At 72.4% G+C, this 22,045-nt stretch carries 16 protein-coding genes; 10 read left to right on the top strand and 6 right to left on the bottom strand.

The window, feature by feature from the left end:
* The first annotated feature begins 4 nt into the window (after positions 1-4).
* Entirely contained in the window at positions 5-1,150 is a 1,146-nt protein-coding gene (locus AB0C62_RS20810; protein WP_362975150.1) for an acyl-CoA dehydrogenase family protein, read from the top strand.
* The gene (locus AB0C62_RS20805; RefSeq protein WP_362975148.1) at positions 1,150-2,148 is read left to right on the top strand and encodes an acyl-CoA dehydrogenase family protein; all 999 of its coding nucleotides are present in this window, start codon (positions 1,150-1,152) and stop codon (positions 2,146-2,148) included. Before AB0C62_RS20810 ends, AB0C62_RS20805 begins: the two co-directional genes overlap by 1 nt.
* Here AB0C62_RS20805 and AB0C62_RS20800 read toward each other — a convergent pair.
* From AB0C62_RS20800 to AB0C62_RS20790, 3 genes are all read right to left on the bottom strand, one after another.
* A complete protein-coding gene (locus AB0C62_RS20800; protein WP_362975146.1) occupies positions 2,123-3,748 on the bottom strand; it encodes a cytochrome bc complex cytochrome b subunit in 1,626 nt (541 codons plus the stop codon). The two genes, AB0C62_RS20805 and AB0C62_RS20800, sit on opposite strands and share 26 nt — an antisense overlap.
* A gap of 293 nt (positions 3,749-4,041) precedes the next feature.
* A complete protein-coding gene (locus AB0C62_RS20795; protein ID WP_362975144.1) occupies positions 4,042-4,596 on the bottom strand; it encodes a HutD family protein in 555 nt (184 codons plus the stop codon).
* On the bottom strand, positions 4,593-5,312 hold the full coding sequence (locus tag AB0C62_RS20790; RefSeq protein ID WP_362975142.1) for a VWA domain-containing protein: 720 nt from the start codon (positions 5,310-5,312) through the stop codon (positions 4,593-4,595). The genes AB0C62_RS20795 and AB0C62_RS20790 overlap by 4 nt, the downstream gene beginning before the upstream one ends.
* A gap of 158 nt (positions 5,313-5,470) precedes the next feature.
* Between AB0C62_RS20790 and AB0C62_RS20785 the strand changes: the two genes are divergently transcribed.
* Entirely contained in the window at positions 5,471-6,370 is a 900-nt protein-coding gene (locus AB0C62_RS20785) for a chitosanase (RefSeq protein WP_362975140.1), read from the top strand.
* Between the two features lie 176 nt (positions 6,371-6,546).
* Here the strand turns inward: AB0C62_RS20785 and AB0C62_RS20780 are convergent, their stop codons facing one another.
* The 3 genes from AB0C62_RS20780 to AB0C62_RS20770 all read right to left on the bottom strand — a co-directional run bounded on the left by AB0C62_RS20780 (position 6,547) and on the right by AB0C62_RS20770 (position 13,697).
* A complete protein-coding gene (locus AB0C62_RS20780; RefSeq protein ID WP_362975138.1) occupies positions 6,547-8,007 on the bottom strand; it encodes a glutamate synthase subunit beta in 1,461 nt (486 codons plus the stop codon).
* Positions 8,000-12,592 (bottom strand): glutamate synthase large subunit, encoded by a 4,593-nt coding sequence (gene gltB, locus AB0C62_RS20775; RefSeq protein ID WP_362975136.1) that lies wholly within the window; start codon positions 12,590-12,592, stop codon positions 8,000-8,002. The genes AB0C62_RS20780 and gltB overlap by 8 nt, the downstream gene beginning before the upstream one ends.
* Before the next feature lie 373 nt (positions 12,593-12,965).
* Complete coding sequence (locus AB0C62_RS20770) at positions 12,966-13,697, bottom strand: VIT1/CCC1 transporter family protein (protein ID WP_362975134.1); 732 nt, start codon at positions 13,695-13,697, stop codon at positions 12,966-12,968.
* 271 nt (positions 13,698-13,968) lie between these two features.
* On the opposite strand from AB0C62_RS20770, the gene AB0C62_RS20765 reads away from it, so the two are divergent.
* From AB0C62_RS20765 to AB0C62_RS20735, 7 genes are all read left to right on the top strand, one after another.
* The gene (locus tag AB0C62_RS20765) at positions 13,969-15,120 is read left to right on the top strand and encodes an ADP-ribosylglycohydrolase family protein (protein WP_362975132.1); all 1,152 of its coding nucleotides are present in this window, start codon (positions 13,969-13,971) and stop codon (positions 15,118-15,120) included.
* Positions 15,121-15,368: 248 nt separating this feature from the next.
* The gene (locus AB0C62_RS20760) at positions 15,369-16,553 is read left to right on the top strand and encodes an ADP-ribosylglycohydrolase family protein (protein WP_362975174.1); all 1,185 of its coding nucleotides are present in this window, start codon (positions 15,369-15,371) and stop codon (positions 16,551-16,553) included.
* 7 nt (positions 16,554-16,560) lie between these two features.
* On the top strand, positions 16,561-17,730 hold the full coding sequence (locus AB0C62_RS20755; protein ID WP_362975130.1) for an ADP-ribosylglycohydrolase family protein: 1,170 nt from the start codon (positions 16,561-16,563) through the stop codon (positions 17,728-17,730).
* Positions 17,718-19,082, top strand: coding sequence for an ADP-ribosylglycohydrolase family protein (locus AB0C62_RS20750; protein ID WP_362975128.1), 1,365 nt, complete (start codon positions 17,718-17,720; stop codon positions 19,080-19,082). The genes AB0C62_RS20755 and AB0C62_RS20750 overlap by 13 nt, the downstream gene beginning before the upstream one ends.
* Positions 19,079-19,975 carry a ribokinase gene (locus AB0C62_RS20745; protein WP_362975126.1) on the top strand — a complete coding sequence of 299 codons (897 nt, stop codon included), beginning with the start codon at positions 19,079-19,081 and terminating at the stop codon, positions 19,973-19,975. Before AB0C62_RS20750 ends, AB0C62_RS20745 begins: the two co-directional genes overlap by 4 nt.
* A complete protein-coding gene (locus AB0C62_RS20740) occupies positions 19,972-21,174 on the top strand; it encodes a CoA transferase (RefSeq protein ID WP_362975125.1) in 1,203 nt (400 codons plus the stop codon). The genes AB0C62_RS20745 and AB0C62_RS20740 overlap by 4 nt, the downstream gene beginning before the upstream one ends.
* Positions 21,171-22,010: a CoA ester lyase gene (locus AB0C62_RS20735; protein WP_362975123.1), complete on the top strand. Its 840-nt coding sequence runs from the start codon at positions 21,171-21,173 to the stop codon at positions 22,008-22,010. The genes AB0C62_RS20740 and AB0C62_RS20735 overlap by 4 nt, the downstream gene beginning before the upstream one ends.
* Positions 22,011-22,045 lie beyond the last annotated feature (35 nt).

Raw genomic sequence — 22,045 nt, 5'->3', positions numbered from 1 at the left:
GCCGATGGATCTCACCCCCTCCCCCGCCGACGACGCGTTCCGCGCCGAGGCCCGCGCGTGGCTGGACGCGCATGTCCCGGCGGTCCCGCTGCCCTCGCTGGAGACCGAGGAGGGCTTCGCCGCGCACCGCGTCTGGGAGGCCGAACTCGCGGCGGACCGCTGGTCGGTGGTGTCGTGGCCCGCGGCCTACGGCGGCCGCGACGCGGACCTGATGCGCTGGCTGGCCTTCGAGGAGGAGTACCACGCGGCGGGCGCGCCCGGCAGGGTCGGACAGAACGGGATCAGCCTGCTCGCGCCGACGCTCTTCGACCACGGCACGGCGGAGCAACGGGCGCGGGTGCTGCCGCCGATGGCCACGGGCGAGGTGGTCTGGGCGCAGGCGTGGTCCGAGCCCGAGGCCGGTTCCGACCTGGCCTCGCTGTCGTCGCGCGCGGTGCGGGTGGACGGCGGCTGGCGGTTGAACGGTCAGAAGACCTGGTCGTCGCGGGCCGCGTTCGCCGACCGCGCGTTCGGCCTGTTCCGCAGCGAGCCGGGCCTGCCGAAATCCCACCATGGCCTCACGTACCTGATGTTCGACCTGCGCGCGCCCGGCGTCACCGTGCGTCCCATCGGGCGGCTCGACGGCAGGCCCGCGTTCGCGGAACTCTTCCTGGACGACGTGTTCGTCCCGGACGAGGACGTGATCGGCGAGCCGGGGCAGGGCTGGCGGATCGCGATGTCGACGGCGGGCAACGAACGTGGTCTGACGCTGCGTTCACCGGGCCGCTTCCTCGCCGCCGCCGACCGGCTGGTGGCGCTGTGGCGCGACCTCGGCGACCCGGCGGACTCGGCGCTGCGCGACCGGGTGGCCGACGCGGTGATCGGGGCCCGCGCCTATCAGTTGTTCACGTACGCCGGCGCCTCCCGGTTCCTCGACGGGGAGAGCATCGGTCCGGAGTCCAGCCTGAACAAGGTGTTCTGGTCCGAGTTCGACATCGCGCTGCACGAGACGGCGCTCGATCTGCTGGGCGGGGAAGGCGAGTTGGCGGACAGCGCGTGGTCCGAGGGACATGTCTTCGCGCTCGCCGGTCCGATCTACGCGGGCACGAACGAGATCCAGCGCGACATCATCGCCGAGCGGCTGCTCGGCCTTCCGAAGGGCCGCCGCTGATGCGTTTCCTGCTCGACGACGAACAGCGTGCCTTCGCCGCCTCCCTGAACGCGATGCTGTCCGCCGCGGACACGCCGACCGCTGTACGGGCCTGGGCGGAGGGCGATCTCGCGCCCGGCTCGGCCCTGTGGTCCCGCCTCGCCGAAGCCGGGGTCTTCGCGCTGGCCGTACCGGAGGCGTACGAGGGGGTCGGACCTCTTCCCGTCGAACTGGTCGTGGCCTACGTGGAGTTGGGTCGGCACGCGGTACCGGGGCCGGTGGTGGAGACGGTCGCGGTGGCCGCCCTGCTGAGCGGTCTGGGCGAACGGGGCGCGTCGGAGCCCGCCGAACGACTGCTGCCGGGGCTGGCCTCGGGCGGGAGCGTCGCCACGCTCGCCCCGGCCGGCGGGTACGCGCTCGACGCCGACGCAGCGACCGTGCTGCTCGCCGTGGAGGGCGAGAGCCTGTACCTGTCACCGGGCCACGGCCCGGTGCGCGCGTCCGTGGACCGCGCGCGGCGCCTGGCCCGGCCGGAGACCGGTGGCGAACTCCTGGCACACGGGCCGCAGGTCACCGGCGCGGTGCGGGAGGCGGTGACGTGGGCCCGGCTCGCGACGGCCGCCCAGGCGCTCGGCGTCGGCCTCGCGCTCCTCGACCGGACCGTCGAATACGTCGGGCGGCGCACCCAGTTCGGTGTGCCCGTCGGCTCGTTCCAGGCGGTCAAGCACCGGCTCGCGGACGCGCGGATCGCCCTGGAGTTCGCCCGCCCCCTGCTGTTCGGAGCAGCCCTGTCGATGACGCCCGCGGACGTGGCCGCCGCCAAGGTCACGGCGGTCGAGGCGGCGTACGCCACGGCCCGGACCGCGTTGCAGCTGCACGGCGCGATCGGCTACACCGCCGAGTACGACCTGTCGCTCTGGCTCACCAAGGCGCGTGCCCTGCGCACCGCGTGGGGCGCCCCGGCCGAGTGCCGGGCGCAGGTGCTCGCCGGTCTCAGTGGTGATCGTCCCCGCTCGTGATCTCCCGGTACTCCTCCGCGGTCGGCTTCGGGATGCGGGCGGCGGGACCGTGGAGGCCGCGCGCCAGCCTGGCCCGCAACCGTCGGGTGGGACCGGCCCGGCGGACCACGCCGTTCGCGTCGACCTGCCGGCCCACCTCGAAGGGCGGCGCCTGCTCGTGCTGGGTGAGGGTGAACCGCTGGGCCGGGGTGAGGGGTTCGTGGACCTCGACGTACTCGCCGTGCGGCAGCCGCTTGATGGTGCCGGACTCCCGGCCGTGCAACACCTTCTCGCGGTCGGAGCGTTGCAGCCCCAGGCAGATGCGCCGCGTGACGACGAAGGCGAGGGCCGGTCCGACGAACACGCCGACGCGGACGAACCAGGTGATCGCGTTGATCGAGAGATGGAAGTGGGTGGCCCACAGGTCGTTGCCGCCGCCGACCAGCAGGATGGCGTACAGCGTCAGCCACGCCACGCCGAGCGCGGTACGGGTGGGGACGTTGCGCGGCCGGTCCAGGATGTGGTGCTCGCGCCGGTCCCCGGTGATCCACGCCTCGATGAACGGATAGACGGCGATGGCGACCATGATGAGCGGGAACAGCGAGAACGGGATGAAGACACCCAACTGGAGGGTGTGGCCGAAGGCGTTGATCTCCCATCCCGGCATCACCCGGATCAACCCCTCGGAGAACCCGAGGTACCAGTCGGGCTGTGCGCCGGTGGTCACCAGGTCGGGGCGGTAGGGCCCGAACGCCCACACCGGGTTGACGGTGGCGATCGCGCCCATGATCGACAGCACGCCGAAGACGAGGAAGAAGAAGCCGCCGGCCTTCGCCATGTAGACCGGCATGAACGGCATGCCGACGACCGACTTCTGGTCCTTTCCGGCCCCCGGGTACTGCGTGTGCTTGTGGTAGAAGACCAGGATCAGATGGGCGACGACCAGCCCCAGCATGATGCCCGGCAGCAGCAGGACGTGGATGGGGAAGAACCGCGGGATGATGTCGTGCCCCGGGAACTCGCCGCCGAACAGGAAGAAGGAGATGTACGTCCCGACGACCGGGATGGACAGGATCGCGCCCTGCGCGAAGCGGACGCCGGTTCCGGAGAGCAGGTCGTCCGGGAGCGAGTAGCCGGTCAGCCCGGTGAGCAGTCCGAGCATCAACAGGGTCCAGCCGAAGAGCCAGTTGACCTCGCGCGGCTTGCGGAACGCGCCGGTGAAGAACACCCGCATCATGTGCACGAGCATCCCGGCGAGGAAGACCAGCGCCGACCAGTGGTGGATCTGCCGGATCAGGAGTCCGCCGCGGACGTCGAAGCTGATGTCCAGGGTGGACTCGTACGCCCTGGTCATGATGATGCCGTTCAGCGGCTCGTACGAGCCGTGGTAGACGACCTCGACGCCGCTGGGTTCGAAGAACAGGGTGAGGTAGACGCCGGTGATGATCAGGACGAGGAAGCTGTAGAGGCAGATCTCGCCCAGCATGAACGACCAGTGGTCCGGGAAGACCTTGCGCATGTTGGCCTTGGCCAGCGAGTAGATCCCGAGCCTGCCGTCGGCCCAGTCCGCCAGCCGCTCCCCCTTGGGGGTCTCGACCCGCCGCCCCTCACGCACACTCATTCGCAGCCCCCTCAGCCCCCAGGGTGCCATGCCCCCCGCGGGAAGCCAACGGTGCATCCCCACAAGGCAGTTGACTCGCCCCCTCCGCCCCTTCCCGACCCGTACCCGGGGGCGCTGCCCCCGGACCCCCCGCTCCTCAAGCGCCGGAGGGGCTGAATTCTTCTCGTCCGGCGCTGGAAAGTCTTGGCCCGTCCGGCGATTGAGGACGAGGCCGTCAGGCCGAAGCGGGGTCTGGGGGCGCAGCCTCCCAGGGACGGGACGGGACGGGACGGGGCGGAGGGGGCGAAAGACGTCTACGGGCCGACCCGGATCACCGCGACGGGCCCGGTCCCCCGGAGAGTTGCCGGCTCCGCCGCCAGCAGGGCGGCGTCGTAGCGGCCGAGGGACAGCCCCGCGAGCCGCGCGGAGTCGCCGAGCGCGACGACCAGCACGCTCGGCCCGGCCCCGACGGACACCCCGTTCACGGGGAACAGCACCTCGACGCCCGGCACCGCCGAACCACCCCGGTTCCACATGACGTTGAGGTTCACGACGGGCCCCCCGAGCAGCCGGCACCCGGTGGGCAGGTCACCGGGAAAGCGCCGCGGGACGTACCGGGTGTCGACGAGCCGGCGTTCGTCCCCGACGGTCAGGTCCATCCCGGCGCCCTCGACCATGGTGAGGATCCGGTCCACCCCGGCGAAGGAGGAGAAGGGCCCGTCGGCGCCGACGTCGGCGAGGCTGACCCGCCACGCGAAGCCGGACATGTCGGCGCCCTCGGGGTGGACGACGATCTCCCGGGTGACCCCGCCGCCGTTCTTCCAGGGCACGGCGCTCCGGCCCGCGGCGGGCATCAGGTGGACGCTCACGTGAGGATCCCGTGGGCCCGGGCGGCGGCCAGCCACTGCGGGAACTCCGCGACGAGCCGGTCGTACAGCTCCCCGTCGGTCACCTTCCGCGGGTCCGGACCGACGTGGAAGAAGCCGGCGTTGTCGACGGCCCGCTTCTGCGGAACGGCCAACTCGTCGAGTCTGCGCAGGAACTCGAACTGCCTGCTGGACGGGTCACCGAACCCTATGAACTGCCAGAACAGCGGAAGCCGGGCGGCCTTGCACACATAGCGTTCGGCGGCGAGCTTGTTGATCGGTCCGCCGTCGGTCTGGAAGACGACGAGGGCGGGCGCCGTGGAGCCGCTGTCGAGGTAGTGGTCGATGACCGCGTCCATGGCGAGGTGGTAGCTGGTCTTGCCCATGTGACCGAGCCCGGCCACGATCCGCTCGATCCGCCCGTCGTGGTTGTCGAGCGCGATGTCGGTGACGGCGTCGACATCGGTGGAGAAGAAGACGACGGGGACGATGCCGTCGTCGTCGAGATGGGCGGACAGCCCGAGCACCCGGTCGGCGAGGGCCTGCACACTGCCGTCCTTGTAGTACGGCTTCATCGAACCGGAGTAGTCGACGACCAGGTAGACGGCGGCCCGTTGCCCGTTCAGCCCGTGCTTGGTGAGGGAGACCCCGGCGCTCTTGTACAGGTCGACCAGCGCGGGCGCGGTCTCCTCGACCTTGGTCAGGCTGATTCCGGCCACGCGGAAGCTCCCGTCGTACGAGGGTTGCGGTACGCCGAGGTTACGTCACGGCTCCGGACGGGACGGTGCCCACCCGGGGCGGGTGCGCGCGTGAACTTCCGGTGCGGCACACCCGTACGCCGTCCCCGCGCGCACCGTCCCTGCGTACCCTGTCCGTCATGAAACGTGCGGGTTTCCTGTTATTGGCGGTTGTTCCGGTCCTGGTCACGACAGCGGTCTATTGCGCGCTGCCCGAGCACCCGGCCAGAGCCGACGCCGGGTCGCCCGCACCGGCGTCGCGGCAGGCCCGTGAGCGGGGCGGCGCGACGGCCGAGCGCGGCGGGGACGACAGGAGGGTCGCCGCCGTACCGGCGGGGCTCGCGGCACCCGACAAGAAGGAGCTGGCCCAGCAACTCGTCGCCAGTGCCGAGAACTCGACGCTCGACTGGCGTGAGGCGTACGCCTATGTCGAGGACATCGGTGACGGCCAGGGGTACACGGCGGGCATCATCGGGTTCTGCACCGGCACCCACGACCTGCTCACGCTCGTCGAGTCGTACACGAGGAAGCATCCGGACAACGGGCTGGCCGGTTATCTCCCGGCGCTGCGCAGGGTGGACGGGTCGGACTCGCACGAGGGTCTGGACCCGGGCTTCCCGGCGGCCTGGCGCCACGAGGCGACGGTGCCCGCGTTCCGCGCGGCGCAGGACGCCGAGCGCGACCGGGTCTACTTCGATCCCGCCGTCCGGCAGGCGCGGCGCGACGGCCTCGGCACCCTCGGCCAGTTCATCTACTACGACGCGATGGTGATGCACGGCCCGGGCACCGGCGACTACGGCTTCTACGGTCTGCGCACCCGTGCGCTGCGCGAGGCGGAGCCCCCGTCGAAGGGCGGCGACGAGAAGGCGTACCTCGACACGTTCCTGGACGTGCGCCGCGCGGCGATGCGGTCCCGGGACGCGCACCGCGACACCACCCGCATCGACACGGCACAGCGCGTCTTCCTGCGCGAGGGGAACCTCGGTCTGGACACGCCGCTGGTGTGGAAGGTGTACGGCGAGACGTACCGGGTGCGGTGACGGCCGGTCGTGAACACGTGGGTACGGGGCCGCCGTTGTGCGGGCATGCGGCGGCGCCTGCCAGGTCGTCCGGTCGGGGACAGGGAGGCAGGCGCCGTCTCGTGTTCCGCACGCCTTTGTGCGGGACGTTCTTGAGTGACCGTCAGGTCACGCGATCGGGGTGACCGATCCGCGGGTCAGACCATCAGCGAGCGGTCCGTCGGGCGGATCGGGGCGGGCAGCTCGCTCGCTCCGGTGAGGAAGCGGTCGACACCGCGGGCGGCCGAGCGGCCCTCCGCGATGGCCCAGACGATGAGGGACTGGCCGCGGCCGGCGTCACCGGCGACGAACACGCCGGGCACGTTGGTCGCGAAGTCGGCGTCGCGGGCGATGTTGCCGCGCTCGTCGAGCTCCAGGCCGAACTGGGCGACGACGCCGTTCTCGACGTCGGTGCCGGTGAAGCCCATCGCCAGCGTCACGAGCTGCGCGGGGATCCGGCGCTCCGTGCCCGGCTTCTGGGTCAGCTTGCCGGCGACGAACTCGACCTCGACGAGGTGCAGCCACTGGACGTTGCCGTCCTCGTCGCCCTCGAAGTGGGTGGTGTTGACGGAGTAGACCCGCTCGCCGCCCTCCTCGTGCGCGGAGGTGACCTTGTAGAGCATCGGGAACGTGGGCCAGGGCTGGCCCGGGTTCCGCTCCTCGCCCGGCTGCGGCATGATCTCCAGCTGCGTGACCGAGGCCGCGCCCTGGCGGTGGGCGGTGCCCACGCAGTCCGCGCCGGTGTCGCCGCCGCCGATGACCACGACGTGCTTGCCCTCGGCGGTGATCGGGGGCGCCACGAAGTCGCCCTCCTGCACCTTGTTGGACAGCGGGAGGTACTCCATGGCCTGGTGGATGCCGTTCAACTCCCGCCCGGGGGCGGGGAGATCACGGGCGGTGGTCGCGCCGGCGGCGATGACCACGGCGTCGTACCGCTTGCGCAGGTCCGTCGCCTTGAGGTCGCGGCCGATCTCGACGCCCGTGCGGAAGCGGGTGCCCTCCGCGCGCATCTGCTCGATGCGGCGGTTGATGTGCCGCTTCTCCATCTTGAACTCGGGGATGCCGTAGCGCAGCAGGCCGCCGATCCGGTCGGCGCGCTCGTACACGGCGACGGTGTGGCCGGCGCGGGTGAGCTGCTGGGCCGCGGCGAGACCGGCGGGGCCGGACCCGATGACCGCGACCGTCTTGCCGGAGAGGCGCTCCGGGGCCTGGGCCGCGACACTGCCGCTGTCCCACGCCTTGTCGATGATCGAGACCTCGACGTTCTTGATGGTCACGGCGGGCTGGTTGATGCCGAGCACGCACGCCGACTCGCACGGGGCGGGGCACAGGCGGCCCGTGAACTCCGGGAAGTTGTTCGTGGCGTGCAGTCGCTCGGACGCGGCCTGCCAGTCCTCGCGGTACGCGTAGTCGTTCCACTCGGGGATCAGGTTCCCGAGCGGACAGCCGTTGTGGCAGAACGGGATGCCGCAGTCCATGCAACGCGAGGCCTGCTGGGAGATGATCGGGAGCAGCGAGCCCGGAACGTAGACCTCGTTCCAGTCCTTGACGCGCTCCTCGACCGGCCGGGACGTGGCGACCTCACGGCCGTGGTTCAGAAAGCCCTTGGGATCAGCCATTGGTCGCCGCCTCCATCATCTTCTCGGTGATCGCGGACTCGTCGAGTCCGGCTCGCTCGGCGGCGTCCTTGGCGGCGAGCACTGCCTTGTACGTGCTGGGGATGATCTTGCTGAAGCGCTCCACGGCCACGGGCCACTCGGCGAGCAGCTTCTCGGCGACCGTCGAGGCGGTCTCCTCGGCGTGGCGGCGCACGACGTCGTGCAGCCACTGCTTGTCGGCGTCGTCGAGTTCCTCGACGGCGTCCACGTTGCCGATGTTGACGTTGTCGCGGTCGAGGTCGATGACGTACGCGACGCCGCCGGACATGCCGGCCGCGAAGTTGCGGCCCGTCTCGCCGAGGACGACCGCGTGGCCGCCGGTCATGTACTCGCAGCCGTGGTCGCCCACGCCCTCGGAGACCACCGTCGCGCCGGAGTTGCGGACGCAGAAGCGCTCACCGGTGCGGCCGCGCAGGAAGAGTTCGCCGCCCGTCGCGCCGTACGCGATGGTGTTGCCCGCGATGGTCGAGTACTCGGCGAGGTGGTCGGCGCCCCGGTCGGGTCGGACGATCACCCGGCCGCCGGAGAGGCCCTTGCCGACGTAGTCGTTGGCGTCGCCCTCCAGGCGGAGCGTGACACCGCGCGGCAGGAAGGCGCCGAAGGACTGGCCCGCGCTGCCGGTGAAGGTGATGTCGATGGTGTCCTCGGGCAGGCCCGCACCGCCGAACTTCTTCGTCACCTCGTGGCCGAGCATGGTGCCGACCGTGCGGTTGATGTTGCGGATCGCGACCTGGGCGCGGACCGGCTGGGCGTCGGCCTGGGAGTCCGCGGCGAGCGCGTCGGCGGCCAGCTTGATCAGCTCGTTGTCGAGCGCCTTCTCCAGACCGTGGTCCTGCTCGATGACCTGGTGCAGCGCCGCGCCCTCGGGCAGTTCGGGCACGTAGAAGAGCGGGGACAGGTCCAGGCCCTGCGCCTTCCAGTGGGTGATGGCGCGCTCCACGTCGAGGTTCTCGGCGTGGCCGACGGCCTCCTCGATGGTGCGGAAGCCCAGCTCGGCGAGGATCTCGCGGACCTCTTCGGCGATGAACTTGAAGAAGTTGACGATGTACTCGGCCTTGCCGGCGAACCGCTCGCGCAGCACCGGGTTCTGCGTGGCGATGCCGACGGGACAGGTGTCCAGGTGGCAGACGCGCATCATGACGCAGCCGGAGACGACGAGCGGCGCGGTCGCGAAACCGAACTCCTCGGCGCCGAGCAGCGCGGCGATGACGACGTCGCGGCCGGTCTTGAGCTGGCCGTCGGTCTGCACGACGATGCGGTCGCGCAGGCCGTTGAGCAGCAGGGTCTGCTGGGTCTCGGCGAGGCCGAGCTCCCAGGGGCCGCCCGCGTGCTTGAGGGAGGTGAGCGGCGAGGCGCCCGTTCCGCCGTCGTGGCCGGAGATGAGGACGACGTCCGCGTGGGCCTTGGAGACACCGGCGGCGACCGTGCCGACGCCGACCTCGGAGACCAGCTTCACGTGGATGCGGGCCTGCGGGTTGGCGTTCTTGAGGTCGTGGATCAGCTGAGCCAGGTCCTCGATGGAGTAGATGTCGTGGTGCGGCGGCGGGGAGATCAGACCGACACCCGGGGTGGAGTGCCGGGTCTTGGCGACCCACGGGTAGACCTTGTGGCCGGGCAGCTGGCCGCCCTCGCCGGGCTTGGCGCCCTGGGCCATCTTGATCTGGATGTCGTCGGCGTTGACGAGGTACTCGCTGGTCACGCCGAAGCGGCCGGACGCCACCTGCTTGATGCTGGAGCGTCGCGCCGGGTCGTACAGCCGGTCCGCGTCCTCGCCGCCCTCGCCGGTGTTGGACTTGCCGCCCAGCTGGTTCATGGCGATGGCGAGGGTCTCGTGCGCCTCCTTGGAGATGGAGCCGTACGACATGGCTCCGGTGGAGAAGCGCTTGACGATCTCGGAGACGGGCTCGACCTCGTCGACGGGGATCGGGGCGCGGTCCGAGGTGAAGCCGAACAGCCCGCGCAGCGTCATCAGGCGCTCGGACTGCTCGTTCACCCGGCCCGTGTACTTCTTGAAGATCTCGTAGCTGCCGGAGCGCGTCGAGTGCTGGAGGCGGAAGACCGTCTCCGGGTCGAACAGGTGCGGTTCGCCCTCGCGGCGCCACTGGTACTCGCCGCCTATGTCCAGGGCGCGGTGCGCGGGCGCGATGCCGGAGGCCGGGTAGGCCTTGGCGTGCCGGGCGGCGACCTCCTGGGCGATGACGTCGAGGCCGGCGCCGCCGATCTTGGTGGTGGTGCCGTTGAAGTACTTCTCGACGAAGGCCCGCTCCAGACCGACGGCCTCGAAGACCTGGGCGCCGCGGTAGGAGGCGACGGTCGAGATGCCCATCTTGGACATAACCTTGAGGACGCCCTTGCCGAGCGCGTAGATCAGGTTGCGGATGGCCTGTTCGGCCTCGATGCCCTGGAGGAAGGTGCCGGCGCGGACGAGGTCCTCGACGGACTCCATGGCGAGGTACGGGTTGACGGCCGCGGCGCCGAAGCCGATGAGCAGGGCGACGTGGTGGACCTCGCGGACGTCGCCGGCCTCGACCAGCAGACCCACCTGGGTGCGCTGCTTGGTGCGGATGAGGTGGTGGTGGACGGCCGCGGTGAGCAGCAGCGAGGGGATCGGCGCGTGCTCGGCGTCGGAGTGGCGGTCCGACAGGACGATCAGCCGGGCGCCGTTCTCGATGGCGGCGTCGACCTCGACGCAGATGTCCTCGATCCGGGCGGCGAGCGAGTCGCCGCCGCCGGAGACGCGGTAGAGGCCGGAGAGGGTCGCGGCCTTCATGCCGGGCATGTCGCCGTCGGCGTTGATGTGGATGAGCTTGGCCAGCTCGTCGTTGTCGATCACCGGGAAGGGCAGGGTGACGCTACGACAGGAGGCGGCCGTCGGCTCCAGGATGTTGCCCTGCGGGCCGAGGGAGGAGCGCAGGGAGGTGACGAGCTCTTCGCGGATCGCGTCCAGCGGCGGGTTGGTGACCTGCGCGAACAGCTGGGTGAAGTAGTCGAAGAGGAGACGCGGGCGCTGCGAGAGCGCGGCGATCGGCGAGTCGGTGCCCATCGAGCCGATCGGCTCGGCGGCGGCCTTCGCCATCGGCGCGAGGATGATCCGCAGCTCCTCCTCCGTGTAGCCGAAGGTCTGCTGGCGGCGGGTGACCGAGGCGTGGGTGTGCACGATGTGCTCACGCTCGGGCAGGTCGGAGAGCTCGATCTCGCCGGCCTCCAGCCACTCCGCGTAGGGCAGGTCGTCGGCGAGGCCGGCCTTGATCTCGTCGTCCTCGATGATGCGGTGCTCGGCGGTGTCCACGAGGAACATGCGGCCCGGCTGGAGGCGGCCCTTGCGGACGACCTTGGCGGGGTCGATGTCGAGGACGCCGACCTCGGAGCCGAGGACGACGAGCCCGTCGTCGGTGACCCAGTAGCGGCCGGGGCGCAGGCCGTTGCGGTCGAGGACCGCGCCGACCTGGGTGCCGTCCGTGAAGGTGACACAGGCCGGGCCGTCCCAGGGCTCCATCATCGTGGCGTGGAACTGGTAGAAGGCGCGGCGGGCCGGGTCCATGGAGTCGTGGTTCTCCCACGCCTCCGGGATCATCATGAGCACGGAGTGCGGGAGCGAGCGGCCGCCGAGGTGCAGGAGTTCGAGCACCTCGTCGAAGGAGGCCGAGTCGGAGGCGTCCGGCGTGCAGACGGGGAAGATCCGCTCCAGGCCCTTGTCGCCGAACAGGTCCGAGGCGAGCTGGGACTCGCGGGCCACCATCCAGTTGCGGTTGCCCTTGACCGTGTTGATCTCGCCGTTGTGCGCGACGAAGCGGTACGGGTGGGCGAGCGGCCAGCTCGGGAAGGTGTTGGTGGAGAAGCGGGAGTGCACGAGCGCGATCGCGGAGGCGAAGCGGCGGTCGGACAGGTCCGGGAAGAAGGGCTCCAGCTGGCCGGTGGTCAGCATGCCCTTGTAGACGATGGTCCGCGCGGAGAGCGACGGGAAGTAGACACCGGCCTCGCGCTCGGCGCGCTTGCGCAGCACGAACGCGGTGCGGTCGAGGGCGATGCCCTCGCTCGCGTTGTCGCTCACGAAGATCTGGTGGAAGGCGGGCATCGTCGAGCGGGCGGTGGCGCCGAGGAGGCCGGGGGCGACCGGGACCTCGCGCCAGCCGAGGACGGTGAGGCCCTCTTCGGCGGCGATCGTCTCGATCCGTGAGACGGCCTCGTCCGTGCCGTCCTCGGGCAGGAAGGCGATGCCTACCGCGTACGCACCGGCTGCGGGAAGTTCGAAATCGGTCACCTCGCGGAAGAAGGCGTCCGGGACCTGGGACAGGATGCCCGCGCCGTCGCCCGAGTCGGGCTCGGAGCCGGTGGCACCGCGGTGTTCCAGGTTGCGCAGAACGGTGAGCGCCTGCTCGACCAGCGCGTGGCTCGCCTCACCGGTGAGGGTGGCCACGAAGCCGACGCCACAGGCGTCGTGCTCGTTGCGGGGGTCGTACATACCCTGGGCAGCAGGGCGAGCATCCATGAAGGACCACTTCTGGCCGTTCGTGGAGTGCTGGGACGGCTGGCGCGGTGTACGCATCGGCTCTCCCGTCGTCGTCGTGGCATATGACTGATGCCGAGGGACGACGTTGGCCCTCTGCTGGGTGCAAAATTTCGTGCAGGTTACATGATGGAGCGATTCTCGGGAACCGGATACTTCGTTCCAGCATGCGGACACCACGGGGTGGTGGCGGGGCACCGCGCTCGGCGGTGGAAGATATGGGGCCTCGACGGACAGATCGGTGTCCGTCGGGCCTGATCGCGGCAGGCTTCGTGGCCCGTCACGGGGATGCTGCGGGGTGCGGCGCAGGCCTCATTGCCTGCGGTGCTTACGGCTCATTCCCAGTGGTCAAGTAATCGAAACCGCTGAGTAACAACTACTTATGCAGTCCCTTGCATAAGCGCTCGTCGCGTCATCCTACGGCCGTACCGAACAAGGTGCCCAGGGCGTACGTCACACCGGCCGCGGCACCACCGAGAGCGAGCTGCCGCAGTCCACTGAACCACCAGGACCGGGCGGTCACCTTGGCCACGACGGCGCCGCACCCGAAGAGGCCGATCGTCGCGAGCAGCAGCGCGGGCCACAGGGCGGTCGCGCCGAGCAGGAAGGGCAGGACGGGCAGCAGGGCACCCAGGGCGAACGAGCCGAAGCTGGACACGGCGGCGACGGTCGGGGAGGGCAGGTCGCCCGGGTCTATGCCGAGCTCCTCGCGCGCGTGGATCTCCAGCGCCTGCTCGGGGTCGCGGGAGAGCTGCCGGGCGACCTCACGGGCCAGCTCGGGCTCGACCCCACGGCCCTCGTACAGCGCGGCCAGCTCGCGCTCCTCGTCCTTGGGGTGCTTGCGCAGCTCCCGGCGCTCGACCTCGAGTTCCGCCTGGACGAGCTCGCGCTGCGAGGCGACCGAGGTGTACTCACCTGCGGCCATGGAGAAGGCGCCTGCCGCGAGGCCCGCGAGTCCGGTGATGACGATCGTCTGATGCGAGACGTTCCCGCCGGCCACACCGGTCATCAGCGCGAGGTTCGAGACCAGACCGTCCATCGCGCCGAACACGGCGGGGCGCAGCCATCCGCCGTTGACGTCGCGGTGGGTGTGGTTGTCACGGTGCGCCTCGTGCAGCGTCGCCTCGGTCTCGATGATCGCCATGGCGGTCCCCCTGGATGCTTGATTGGACGTCTTCCACTTTTTGACGACTCCAAAAGTACGCCGAGACATTCCGTCCCGCCAGCAAGGAAAGGCTGCGCTAACCTGCGGCTTTACCCTTTGCCGCTCATCCGTGGCATGACATGCACAGATGTCGACCGGGTGACAATGGGGCTCGCGAGGCTCCTGTCAACCGCCAAGGTGGGACAGATCCGCAAAGGGTTCCGCGCCCGCACTCCGCGCACCTGCAGGGGCCCTGAGAGGAGAGGCACGTATGGCTTCCATCGCCTGCATTCCCTCGGCCCCGGCTCCCGGGAACGCCGCCGGTCTCCGCGACCGGGCGCGTGGCGCACTGCTCGGACTCGCCGTCGGGGACGCGCTGGGCGCCCCCGCCGAGAACATGAAGCCGTCGGAGATCCGCGCGCGGTGGGGCCGGATCACCGGGTACGTCGCCGAGCATCCGGCCGGTACGGACGACACCGAGTACGCGATCTTCTCGGGGCTGCTGCTCGCCCGGCACGGGTCGGCGCTCACCGTGGCACACGTCGAGTCCGCCTGGCACCAGTGGATCGCGGACCTCGACGAGGGGCCGTTCCGCGGGGCCGGATTCAGCGAGCGCGGCACGCTGGAGAACCTCCGGCGCGGGCTCGCCGCCCCCATCTCCGCCCAGCACCGGCACGCCTGGAGCGACGGTCTGGCCATGCGCGCGGCACCCTTCGGGGTCTTCGCGGCCGGACGGCCCGCCGAGGCCGCCCGGCTCGTGGCGATCGACGGCTCGGTGAGCCACGACGGCGAGGGCATCTACGGCGGCCAGGCCGTCGCCGCGGGCGTCGCCGCCGCGATGGCGGGCGCTCCCACGATCGCGGTCGTCGCCTCCGCCCTGGCCGTCATCCCGGACGACTCCTGGACGGCCCGTTCGCTGCGCCGGGCGGTCGCGGTGGCCCACCGCGGCGAACGGGCGGTGCGTTCCGCGGTGGTGATCGGCGGCTACCCCTGGACCGACCTCGCCCCCGAGGCGGTGGCCCTCGCCTTCGGGGCGTACGCGGCGGCGGACGGGGAGTTCACCGAGTCGGTGCTCACCGCGGTGAACATGGGCCGCGACGCCGACACGACCGCCGCGGTCGCCGGGGCGCTGGCGGGCGCGACCCGGGGGGCGTCGGCGATCCCGGCGGCCTGGGCGTCCGCCATCGGACCGGCGCGCGGCAGCTGCCTCCCCTCGATGGAGGGCCACCACATCCTGGACGTGGCCGAACTGCTGACCCCGGAGTCCGGAGAGAAGTGGCGAGCCGCTCCGGCCGCCGACCCTCACGTGGCGGGATCGCCCGACACCCTCGCGCCCCCCGCTCCCCCGGGACCCCTTCCCCTCGGGACCGGGGTCGGCGCGCACACCCCCGAGGCGGTCGTCGACGGCGCGGTGCGGCCGTGAGGCCCGGACTGTCCGGGGACGCCCCCGGCGGGCGGCCGGGCGAGGGAGCGGCATCGGCGGGGCCCGCCGACTTCGTTCCGCCCGTCGCAGCGGGAGAAGCGGAGACGGCGACCCTCCTCGCGAGGAACCCTCCGACGGTGACCCCGGTGGGTGGTGCCGAGCCGGGGACGGTCGGATTCACCGCGGAGACGGTGTCCCCCGGGCGGCCTCCCGAAGCCCCCGGCACCATCGGCGAGGCCCGGAACCGGGTGACCCGCCCGGGCGAGGCCACCGGCGGCACAACCGGTGAGCCGCTCCGGCGGATCGAGGGGCTGCTGCTCGGGCTGGCCGCCGGTGACGCCGCCGGCTGGCCCGCGGCCCGGCACCGGGCCGCGCGGATGCCCGAGTGGACACGGCGGCTGACCCGCGAACTGGACACGTTCGCGGAGCAGAACGCCACGACGACCCTGCCCGTGCCGATCGCGCTGAACCAGCCCCCGGAGCCGCTGCGGCTCGGCCCCTCGGACGACGCCGAGTGGGCGGCGTTCGCGGCGGAGGCCGTACTGCGGGCCGGCGAGACCGCGGCCCTCGGCGACATCGGCCGCGAACGCCGGATGCGCGCGTCCATCGACCTGTCCTGGAACGCCGTGGCCAGCGAGGTCGCCGCCGCGGCGGACCGTGCCCCCGAGGTCGAGTCCGCCCTGCTCCCGCTGCGGGCCCGCATCTCGGTACGGGCCGGACTCGGCAACCTCGCCACCGGGCTGCGCCCGCCCGCCACCGGTCACGACAACCCGCACTACTTCGACGACGCCGCCTGCGTACGGGCCTGCGTGCTCGCCGTCGCGCACCCGGGGGACCCCCGACTGGCCGCGGAGCTAGCCGAGTTCGACGCCCGCTACACCCAGGACGGCGACGGGGTGCACGGCGCTCGCGCGATGGCGGCCGCCGTGTCCCTCGCGCTCGCCGGGCACCCCGTCGAGGCCTGTGTGGACGCCGCCCTGGCCGAACTCCCGGCCGGCACGGAGATCGGCCGCAACGCCCGGCACGCCCTCGCCCTGGCCGAGGGCAGCGACAGCGCCTTCGCCCTGGTCCCGCTGCTGGAGCACCAGATCGTCGACCACGTCTACAGCTACGGGATCGCGGCGGCCGAGACCGTTCCCGTCGCGCTGGCCCTGGCGATCGCCTCGCGCGGCCGGATCGCCGAGGCGGTACCGGCCGCCGCCTGTCTGTCCCGGGTCGCCGACTCGGCCCCGGCCCTCGCCGGGGCTCTCTGCGGGGCGCTCGGCGGGGGCGCGGCCCTCCCCGCCTCCTGGCGCGACGCCTGCCGCACCCTCTCCGGCTGCGCCCTCCCGCGACTGACCGGCACGGATCTGATCGGGCTCGCCGAACTCCTCGAAGCGGCGGGACTCGCCGACCCGCTCGATTCCCCGGAACTGGCCACCCCAGAGGGATGATTCGGGCATGACGCCCAAAGGAGAAGGAACCGGAGCCCTCGACGAACGGATCACCGGAGCCCTCGTCGGAGCCGCCGTCGGCGACGCGCTCGGCGGTCCCGTCGAGGGGTACTCCCCCGAACAGATCGCCGAGCGCCACGGTGGCCGCGTGCACGGTGTCGTGGGCCCCTGGAACGGCGACGACTGGCCCACCGCCCGCCCCATCGCCCCGTACCACAAGGGCGACGGACACGTCACCGACGACACCCTGATGACCCACGCGCTGGTACGGGTGTACGCCACGGTCCGCGACCACCTCGACGCCTACTCCGTGGCCACGCACCTGGTCCCGGACCTGATGACGACCCCGCGCTGGATCCCGGAGCTGGAGGCCGAGGCGCTCCCCCTCCAGCGGATCTTCCTCGCCGAGAAGTGGCTGGTGGCTCGGCTGCACTACGGTCACGTGGACCCCCGCGAGGCGGGCTCGGGGAACATCGTCAACTGTGGTGCCGCGATGTACATGGCCCCGGTCGGCCTGGTCAACGCGGCGAACCCGGCGGGCGCGTACGCGGAGGCGCTGGACGTCGCCGGCGCCCACCAGTCCTCGTACGGACGTGAGGCGGCGGGGGTGTTCGCGGCGGCGGTCGCCGCGGCCTGCGCACCCGGCGCGACCCCCGACTCGGTCGTCGCCGCGTGTCTGTCGCTGGCCAAGGACGGCACCCGCGACGCCGTCGAAGCGGTGTGCGAAGTCGCCTCCCGGTACACGGACTTCGAGTCGGCGCTCGTCCCGCTGCGCCGGGCGGTGACCCCCTACGACACGGTCGGCCCCGACTACAGGTCCCCCTCGCTCGGCGCACGGCGGCCCTCCCGGCTCCACTCCATCGAGGAACTCCCCGTCGCGCTCGGCATGTTGGTCGTCGCCGGCGGCGACTTCCGGCACGCGGTGCTCGGCTCGGTCAACTACGGGCGCGACTGCGACTCCATCGCCACCATGGCCGGGGCCGTCGCCGGAGCGCTGGGCTCCTCGGTTCCGCACGACTGGGCGAAGACGGTCGCGGAGTCCAGCCGTCTCGACCTGGACGCCCCGGCGCGCACGCTCACCGAGGTGAGCCGGGAGATCTTCGACCGTGACGTCGAACGCCGCCGGGCCCACGAGCGGGCGTACGCGGCGCTGACGGGAACACCGTGCTCCGGCTGACCTGGGTGCAGCCCGAGGACCTCCTCGGCCACGAACTCCACCAGGCGGCCCAGGACGGCCGCGACGCCGTCTCCGTCGCCGCCCGCTGGCGCGCCGCGGGCGGCGAACAGGCCCCGCTGCGCGCGGGCGCCTCGGCGGTCCCGGCGCCGCCGTCGCTGCGCCGGCTGGCCCTGGACCTGCTCGACGAACTCGACGCACTGCCTGCCCCGTCGGCCGACGACGAGCCGACGGAACTGGCCCTGATCAGGGCCCGCTGCCCGCAGTGGCCGGCCCCGCCGTCCAGCCCCGCGCACCCTCCCGCCACGGCCCGGCTGGAGGCCGCCTGGCTGGGCCGGGCCGTGGGCTGCCTGCTCGGCAAACCGGTGGAGAAACTCCCCCTCCACGGCATCCGGGCGCTCGCCCGGGCCGCGGGCAACTGGCCCCTCGACGCCTGGTTCACCGCGCGGGGCGTCCCGCGGGACCTCCTGGACGAGCACCCCTGGAACCGGCGCTCCGCCCCCACCTCCCTCGCCGAGAACATCGACGGCATGCCGGAGGACGACGACCTCAACTACCCCCTCCTGAACGTCCTGCTGCTCCAGCGCTACGGCAGGGACTTCAGCACGGCGGACGTGGCGCGGCTCTGGCTGGACGAACTCCCCGCCGGCCGCACCTTCACCGCCGAACGCGTCGCTTACGGCAACCTGCTGGCCGGTGTCGAACCCCCGGACACCGCCCGCAGGCGCAACCCCTTCCGTGAGTGGATCGGCGCCCTGATCCGCGCCGACGTGCACGGCTGGACCAACCCCGGCGACCCGGCAGGAGCCGCCGAACAGGCCCATCGCGACGCCGTCCTGACCCACACGGCCAACGGTGTCTACGCGGCGATGTTCACCGCCGCCGTCATCGCCGAGGCCGCGACCGGGGCAAGCGACGTCCACACCTGTCTGCGCACCGGGCTCACGGTCGTGCCAAACGGCTCGCGACTGGCGCGCGCGGTCCGGCACGCCGTCCGACTCGCCCGTACGACAGCGGACTTCGACGCCGTCGTCGACGAACTGCACGCCACGCACCGCGGCTACCACTGGGTGCACGCCGTGCCCAACACCGCGCTGATCGCCGCCGCCCTCACCCACGCGGACGGCGACTTCGGCGCGTCGGTGTGCCGCGCGGTGTCCGGCGGTCTGGACACCGACTCGAACGGCGCGACGGCCGGAAGCGTCGCGGGCCTGCTCGCGGGCGACCCCGCCGCCCTGCCCGACCGGTGGACGAGCCCCCTCAAGAACCGGCTCGCCACCTCCGTCGCCGACTTCGACGGCGTCGGCTTCGACGCCCTCGCCCACCTCACACAACGGGAGACCGTCCGCCCATGACCCATATCGCCGTGCTCGGCAGCACCAACATGGACCTCGTCGCGTATGTCGCCAAAGCCCCGCAGCGCGGAGAGACGGTGACGGGCCGGGAGTTCCGCACGATCCCCGGCGGCAAGGGCGCGAACCAGGCGGTGGCCGCCGCCCACGCGGGGGCCGACGTCTCGCTGGTCGGCGCGGTGGGCGCCGACGCCTTCGGCACCCAACTCCGCTTCACTCTGGAGCACTTCGGCGTGAACACCGACCATCTGCGCACCATCGAGGGCCCGTCCGGGACCGCCCACATCGTGGTGGACGACGAGGGCGCCAACGCGATCGTGGTCATCCCCGCCGCCAACGGGACCGTCACTTCCCTCGCCCCCGGTGACGAGGGGCTCATCGCCGGCGCCGACGCACTCCTGCTGCAGCTGGAGATCCCGCTGGAGGCCGTCGTGGCGGGCGCCGAGGCCGCCCGCCGGCACGGCGTCCGGACCATCCTGACCCCCTCCCCCGCCCAGTTCCTGCCGCCCCAACTGCTCTCCTCCATCGACCTGTTGGTGCCCAACCAGCACGAGGCCGCCGCGCTCACCGGGTTCACCGACCCGGCCGGAGCCGCCGCCGCCCTCCTCGAACAGGTCCAGGAGGTCGTCGTCACCCTGGGCGCGGCCGGCTGCCTCTACGCGGCCCGCGGCGCCGCACCCCTCACCGTGCCCGCCCCCGAGGTGACCGCCGTGGACTCCACCGGCGCCGGCGACACCTTCGTCGGCACTCTCGCGGTCGCACTCGCCGAGGGCCGGGAGATGCCGGAGGCGCTCTCCTGGGCATCGTCGGCGGCCGCCCTGTCGGTGCAGCGGCCCGGCGCGACGTCCTCGATGCCGTACCGCTCGCAGATCGACGCCGTCCGGTCCGGCTCATGAGTGCCCGCCCGGAGGGTGGCTCCCTCGACGGCCTGCGCGTCCTCGACCTCGCGACCCTGTTCGCGGGGCCGCTCGCCGCCACCCTGCTCGGCGACTTCGGCGCGGAGGTCGTCAAGGTCGAGCACCCGAGGCAGCCGGACCCGTCCCGGGGCCACGGCCCCTCCAAGGACGGCGTCGGTCTGTGGTGGAAACTCCTCGGCCGCAACAAGCGCACGATCACCCTCGACCTGTCGAAGCCCGGCGGGCGGGCCACCCTGCTGCGGCTCGCCGCGGACGCCGACGTGATCGTCGAGAACTTCCGCCCGGGCACGCTGGAGAAGTGGGACCTCGGCTGGGAGGAGCTGTCCGCGGTGAACCCCCGGCTGATCCTCGCCCGGGTCACCGCCTTCGGCCAGTTCGGCCCCTACGCGCGCCGTCCCGGCTTCGGCACGCTCGCGGAGGCGATGAGCGGCTTCGCGGCCATCACCGGCGAACCGGACGCGCCGCCGACCCTCCCCCCGTTCGGCCTGGCCGACTCGATCGCCGGGCTGGCGACCGCGTACGCCGTGCTCACCGCGGTGAACGCGCGCGAGCGCACCGGCGAGGGCCAGGTCATCGACATGGCGATCATCGAGCCGATCCTGACCGTCCTCGGCCCGCAGCCCATCTGGTACGACCAGCTCGGCCACGTGCAGGCCCGCACCGGCAACCGCTCGGCGAACAACGCACCCCGCAACACCTACCGCACGGCGGACGGTTCCTGGGTCGCCGTCTCGACGTCGGCGCAGTCGGTCGCCGAGCGGGTGATGCGGCTCGTCGGCCGTCCGGACGTGATCGACGAGCCGTGGTTCGCGACCGGCGCCGAGCGGGCCCGGCACGCGGACGTCCTCGACGGGGCGGTCGGCGCGTGGATCGCCCGCCACAGCCGGGACGAGGTCCTCGCGGAGTTCGAGAAGGCGGAGGCGGCGGTGGCCCCCGTCCAGGACGTCCGGGACGTCATGACCGACCCGCAGTACCAGGCCCTGGACTCCGTCACCACCGTCGACGATCCCGAACTGGGCCCGCTGCGCATGCAGAACGTCCTCTTCCGGCTCTCGGCCACGCCCGGCGCGATCCACTGGGCGGGCCGCCCGCACGGCGCGGACACCGACGCCGTCCTCACCGAACTCGGCCTGACCGGGCCCGAGATCGAGGCGCTGAGAGCGGAGGGCGCGCTGTGACGGCGGAGCTGCTGCCCCTCACCTACCTGTACGCGCCCGGTGACCGCCCCGAGGTGGTGGCCAAGGCCCTCACCTCCGGCGCGGACGTCGTGCTCGTCGACCTGGAGGACGCGGTCGCCCCGGACCGCAAGGAGTACGCCCGCGCCGCCACCGCCGAGCTCCTCGCGCGGCGGCCGCCCGTCCCGGTGCACGTGCGGGTCAACGCCCTCGACGGCCCGTTCGCCGACACCGACCTGAAGACCCTCTCGCCGCTGCCCGGCCTGTCCGGTCTGCGGCTGCCGAAGGTGACCTCGCGCTCCGAGGTCGTCCGGGTCGCGGAGAGCGCGACCCTCGCGGAGGGCGGCGCGATCCCGCTCTACGCCCTGCTGGAGACGGCCCTCGGCGTGGAGCAGGCCTTCGACATCGCCTCGTCGCACCCAGCGCTGCGGGGCATCGCGATCGGTGAGGCGGACCTGCGGGCCGACCTCGGCATCCGGGACGAGACGGGCCTGGACTGGTCCCGGGCCCGGGTGGTCGTGGCCGCCCGCGCGGCGGGCCTGCCGCCGCCGGTCCAGACGGTCTACCCCGACATCCGCGACGTGGAGGGCCTGGCAGCGTCCTGCGCCCACGGGCGCGCGCTCGGCTTCCTCGGCCGCGCGGCCATCCACCCGCGCCAGCTCCCCATCATCGAGCGGGCCTACCTCCCCACTCCCGCCGAGGTCGACGCCGCCGAGGCCGTCATCGCGGCGGCCGCCGCCGAACCGGGCGCCCAGGCCCTGCCGGACGGCCGCTTCATCGACGCGGCGGTGGTCACGGGGGCCCGCCGCACCCTCGCCCTGGCCCGCCGCGCGGTCTGAGCAACGCGAAGGGGGCGCCGCGTCCTGGAACGCGG

It is taken from the genome of Streptomyces sp. NPDC048643, from assembly GCF_040650615.1.
Taxonomy (GTDB): domain Bacteria; phylum Actinomycetota; class Actinomycetes; order Streptomycetales; family Streptomycetaceae; genus Streptomyces.
The sequence above is the reverse complement of the archived record's forward strand: the minus strand, read 5'-3'. Positions and strand labels throughout refer to the sequence as shown.

What these genes read in the sequence shown, in the direction of transcription:
- AB0C62_RS20740 (WP_362975125.1), top strand. Translation starts at nt 19,972, where the DNA reads ATGAGTGCCCGCCCGGAGGGTGGCTCCCTCGACGGCCTGCGCGTCCTC.
- AB0C62_RS20755 (WP_362975130.1), top strand. Translation starts at nt 16,561, where the DNA reads ATGACGCCCAAAGGAGAAGGAACCGGAGCCCTCGACGAACGGATCACC.
- AB0C62_RS20785 (WP_362975140.1), top strand. Translation starts at nt 5,471, where the DNA reads ATGAAACGTGCGGGTTTCCTGTTATTGGCGGTTGTTCCGGTCCTGGTC.
- AB0C62_RS20810 (WP_362975150.1), top strand. Translation starts at nt 5, where the DNA reads ATGGATCTCACCCCCTCCCCCGCCGACGACGCGTTCCGCGCCGAGGCC.
- gltB (WP_362975136.1), bottom strand. Translation starts at nt 12,592, where the DNA reads ATGCGTACACCGCGCCAGCCGTCCCAGCACTCCACGAACGGCCAGAAG.
- AB0C62_RS20780 (WP_362975138.1), bottom strand. Translation starts at nt 8,007, where the DNA reads ATGGCTGATCCCAAGGGCTTTCTGAACCACGGCCGTGAGGTCGCCACG.
- AB0C62_RS20745 (WP_362975126.1), top strand. Translation starts at nt 19,079, where the DNA reads ATGACCCATATCGCCGTGCTCGGCAGCACCAACATGGACCTCGTCGCG.
- AB0C62_RS20765 (WP_362975132.1), top strand. Translation starts at nt 13,969, where the DNA reads ATGGCTTCCATCGCCTGCATTCCCTCGGCCCCGGCTCCCGGGAACGCC.
- AB0C62_RS20800 (WP_362975146.1), bottom strand. Translation starts at nt 3,748, where the DNA reads ATGAGTGTGCGTGAGGGGCGGCGGGTCGAGACCCCCAAGGGGGAGCGG.
- AB0C62_RS20805 (WP_362975148.1), top strand. Translation starts at nt 1,150, where the DNA reads ATGCGTTTCCTGCTCGACGACGAACAGCGTGCCTTCGCCGCCTCCCTG.
- AB0C62_RS20770 (WP_362975134.1), bottom strand. Translation starts at nt 13,697, where the DNA reads ATGGCGATCATCGAGACCGAGGCGACGCTGCACGAGGCGCACCGTGAC.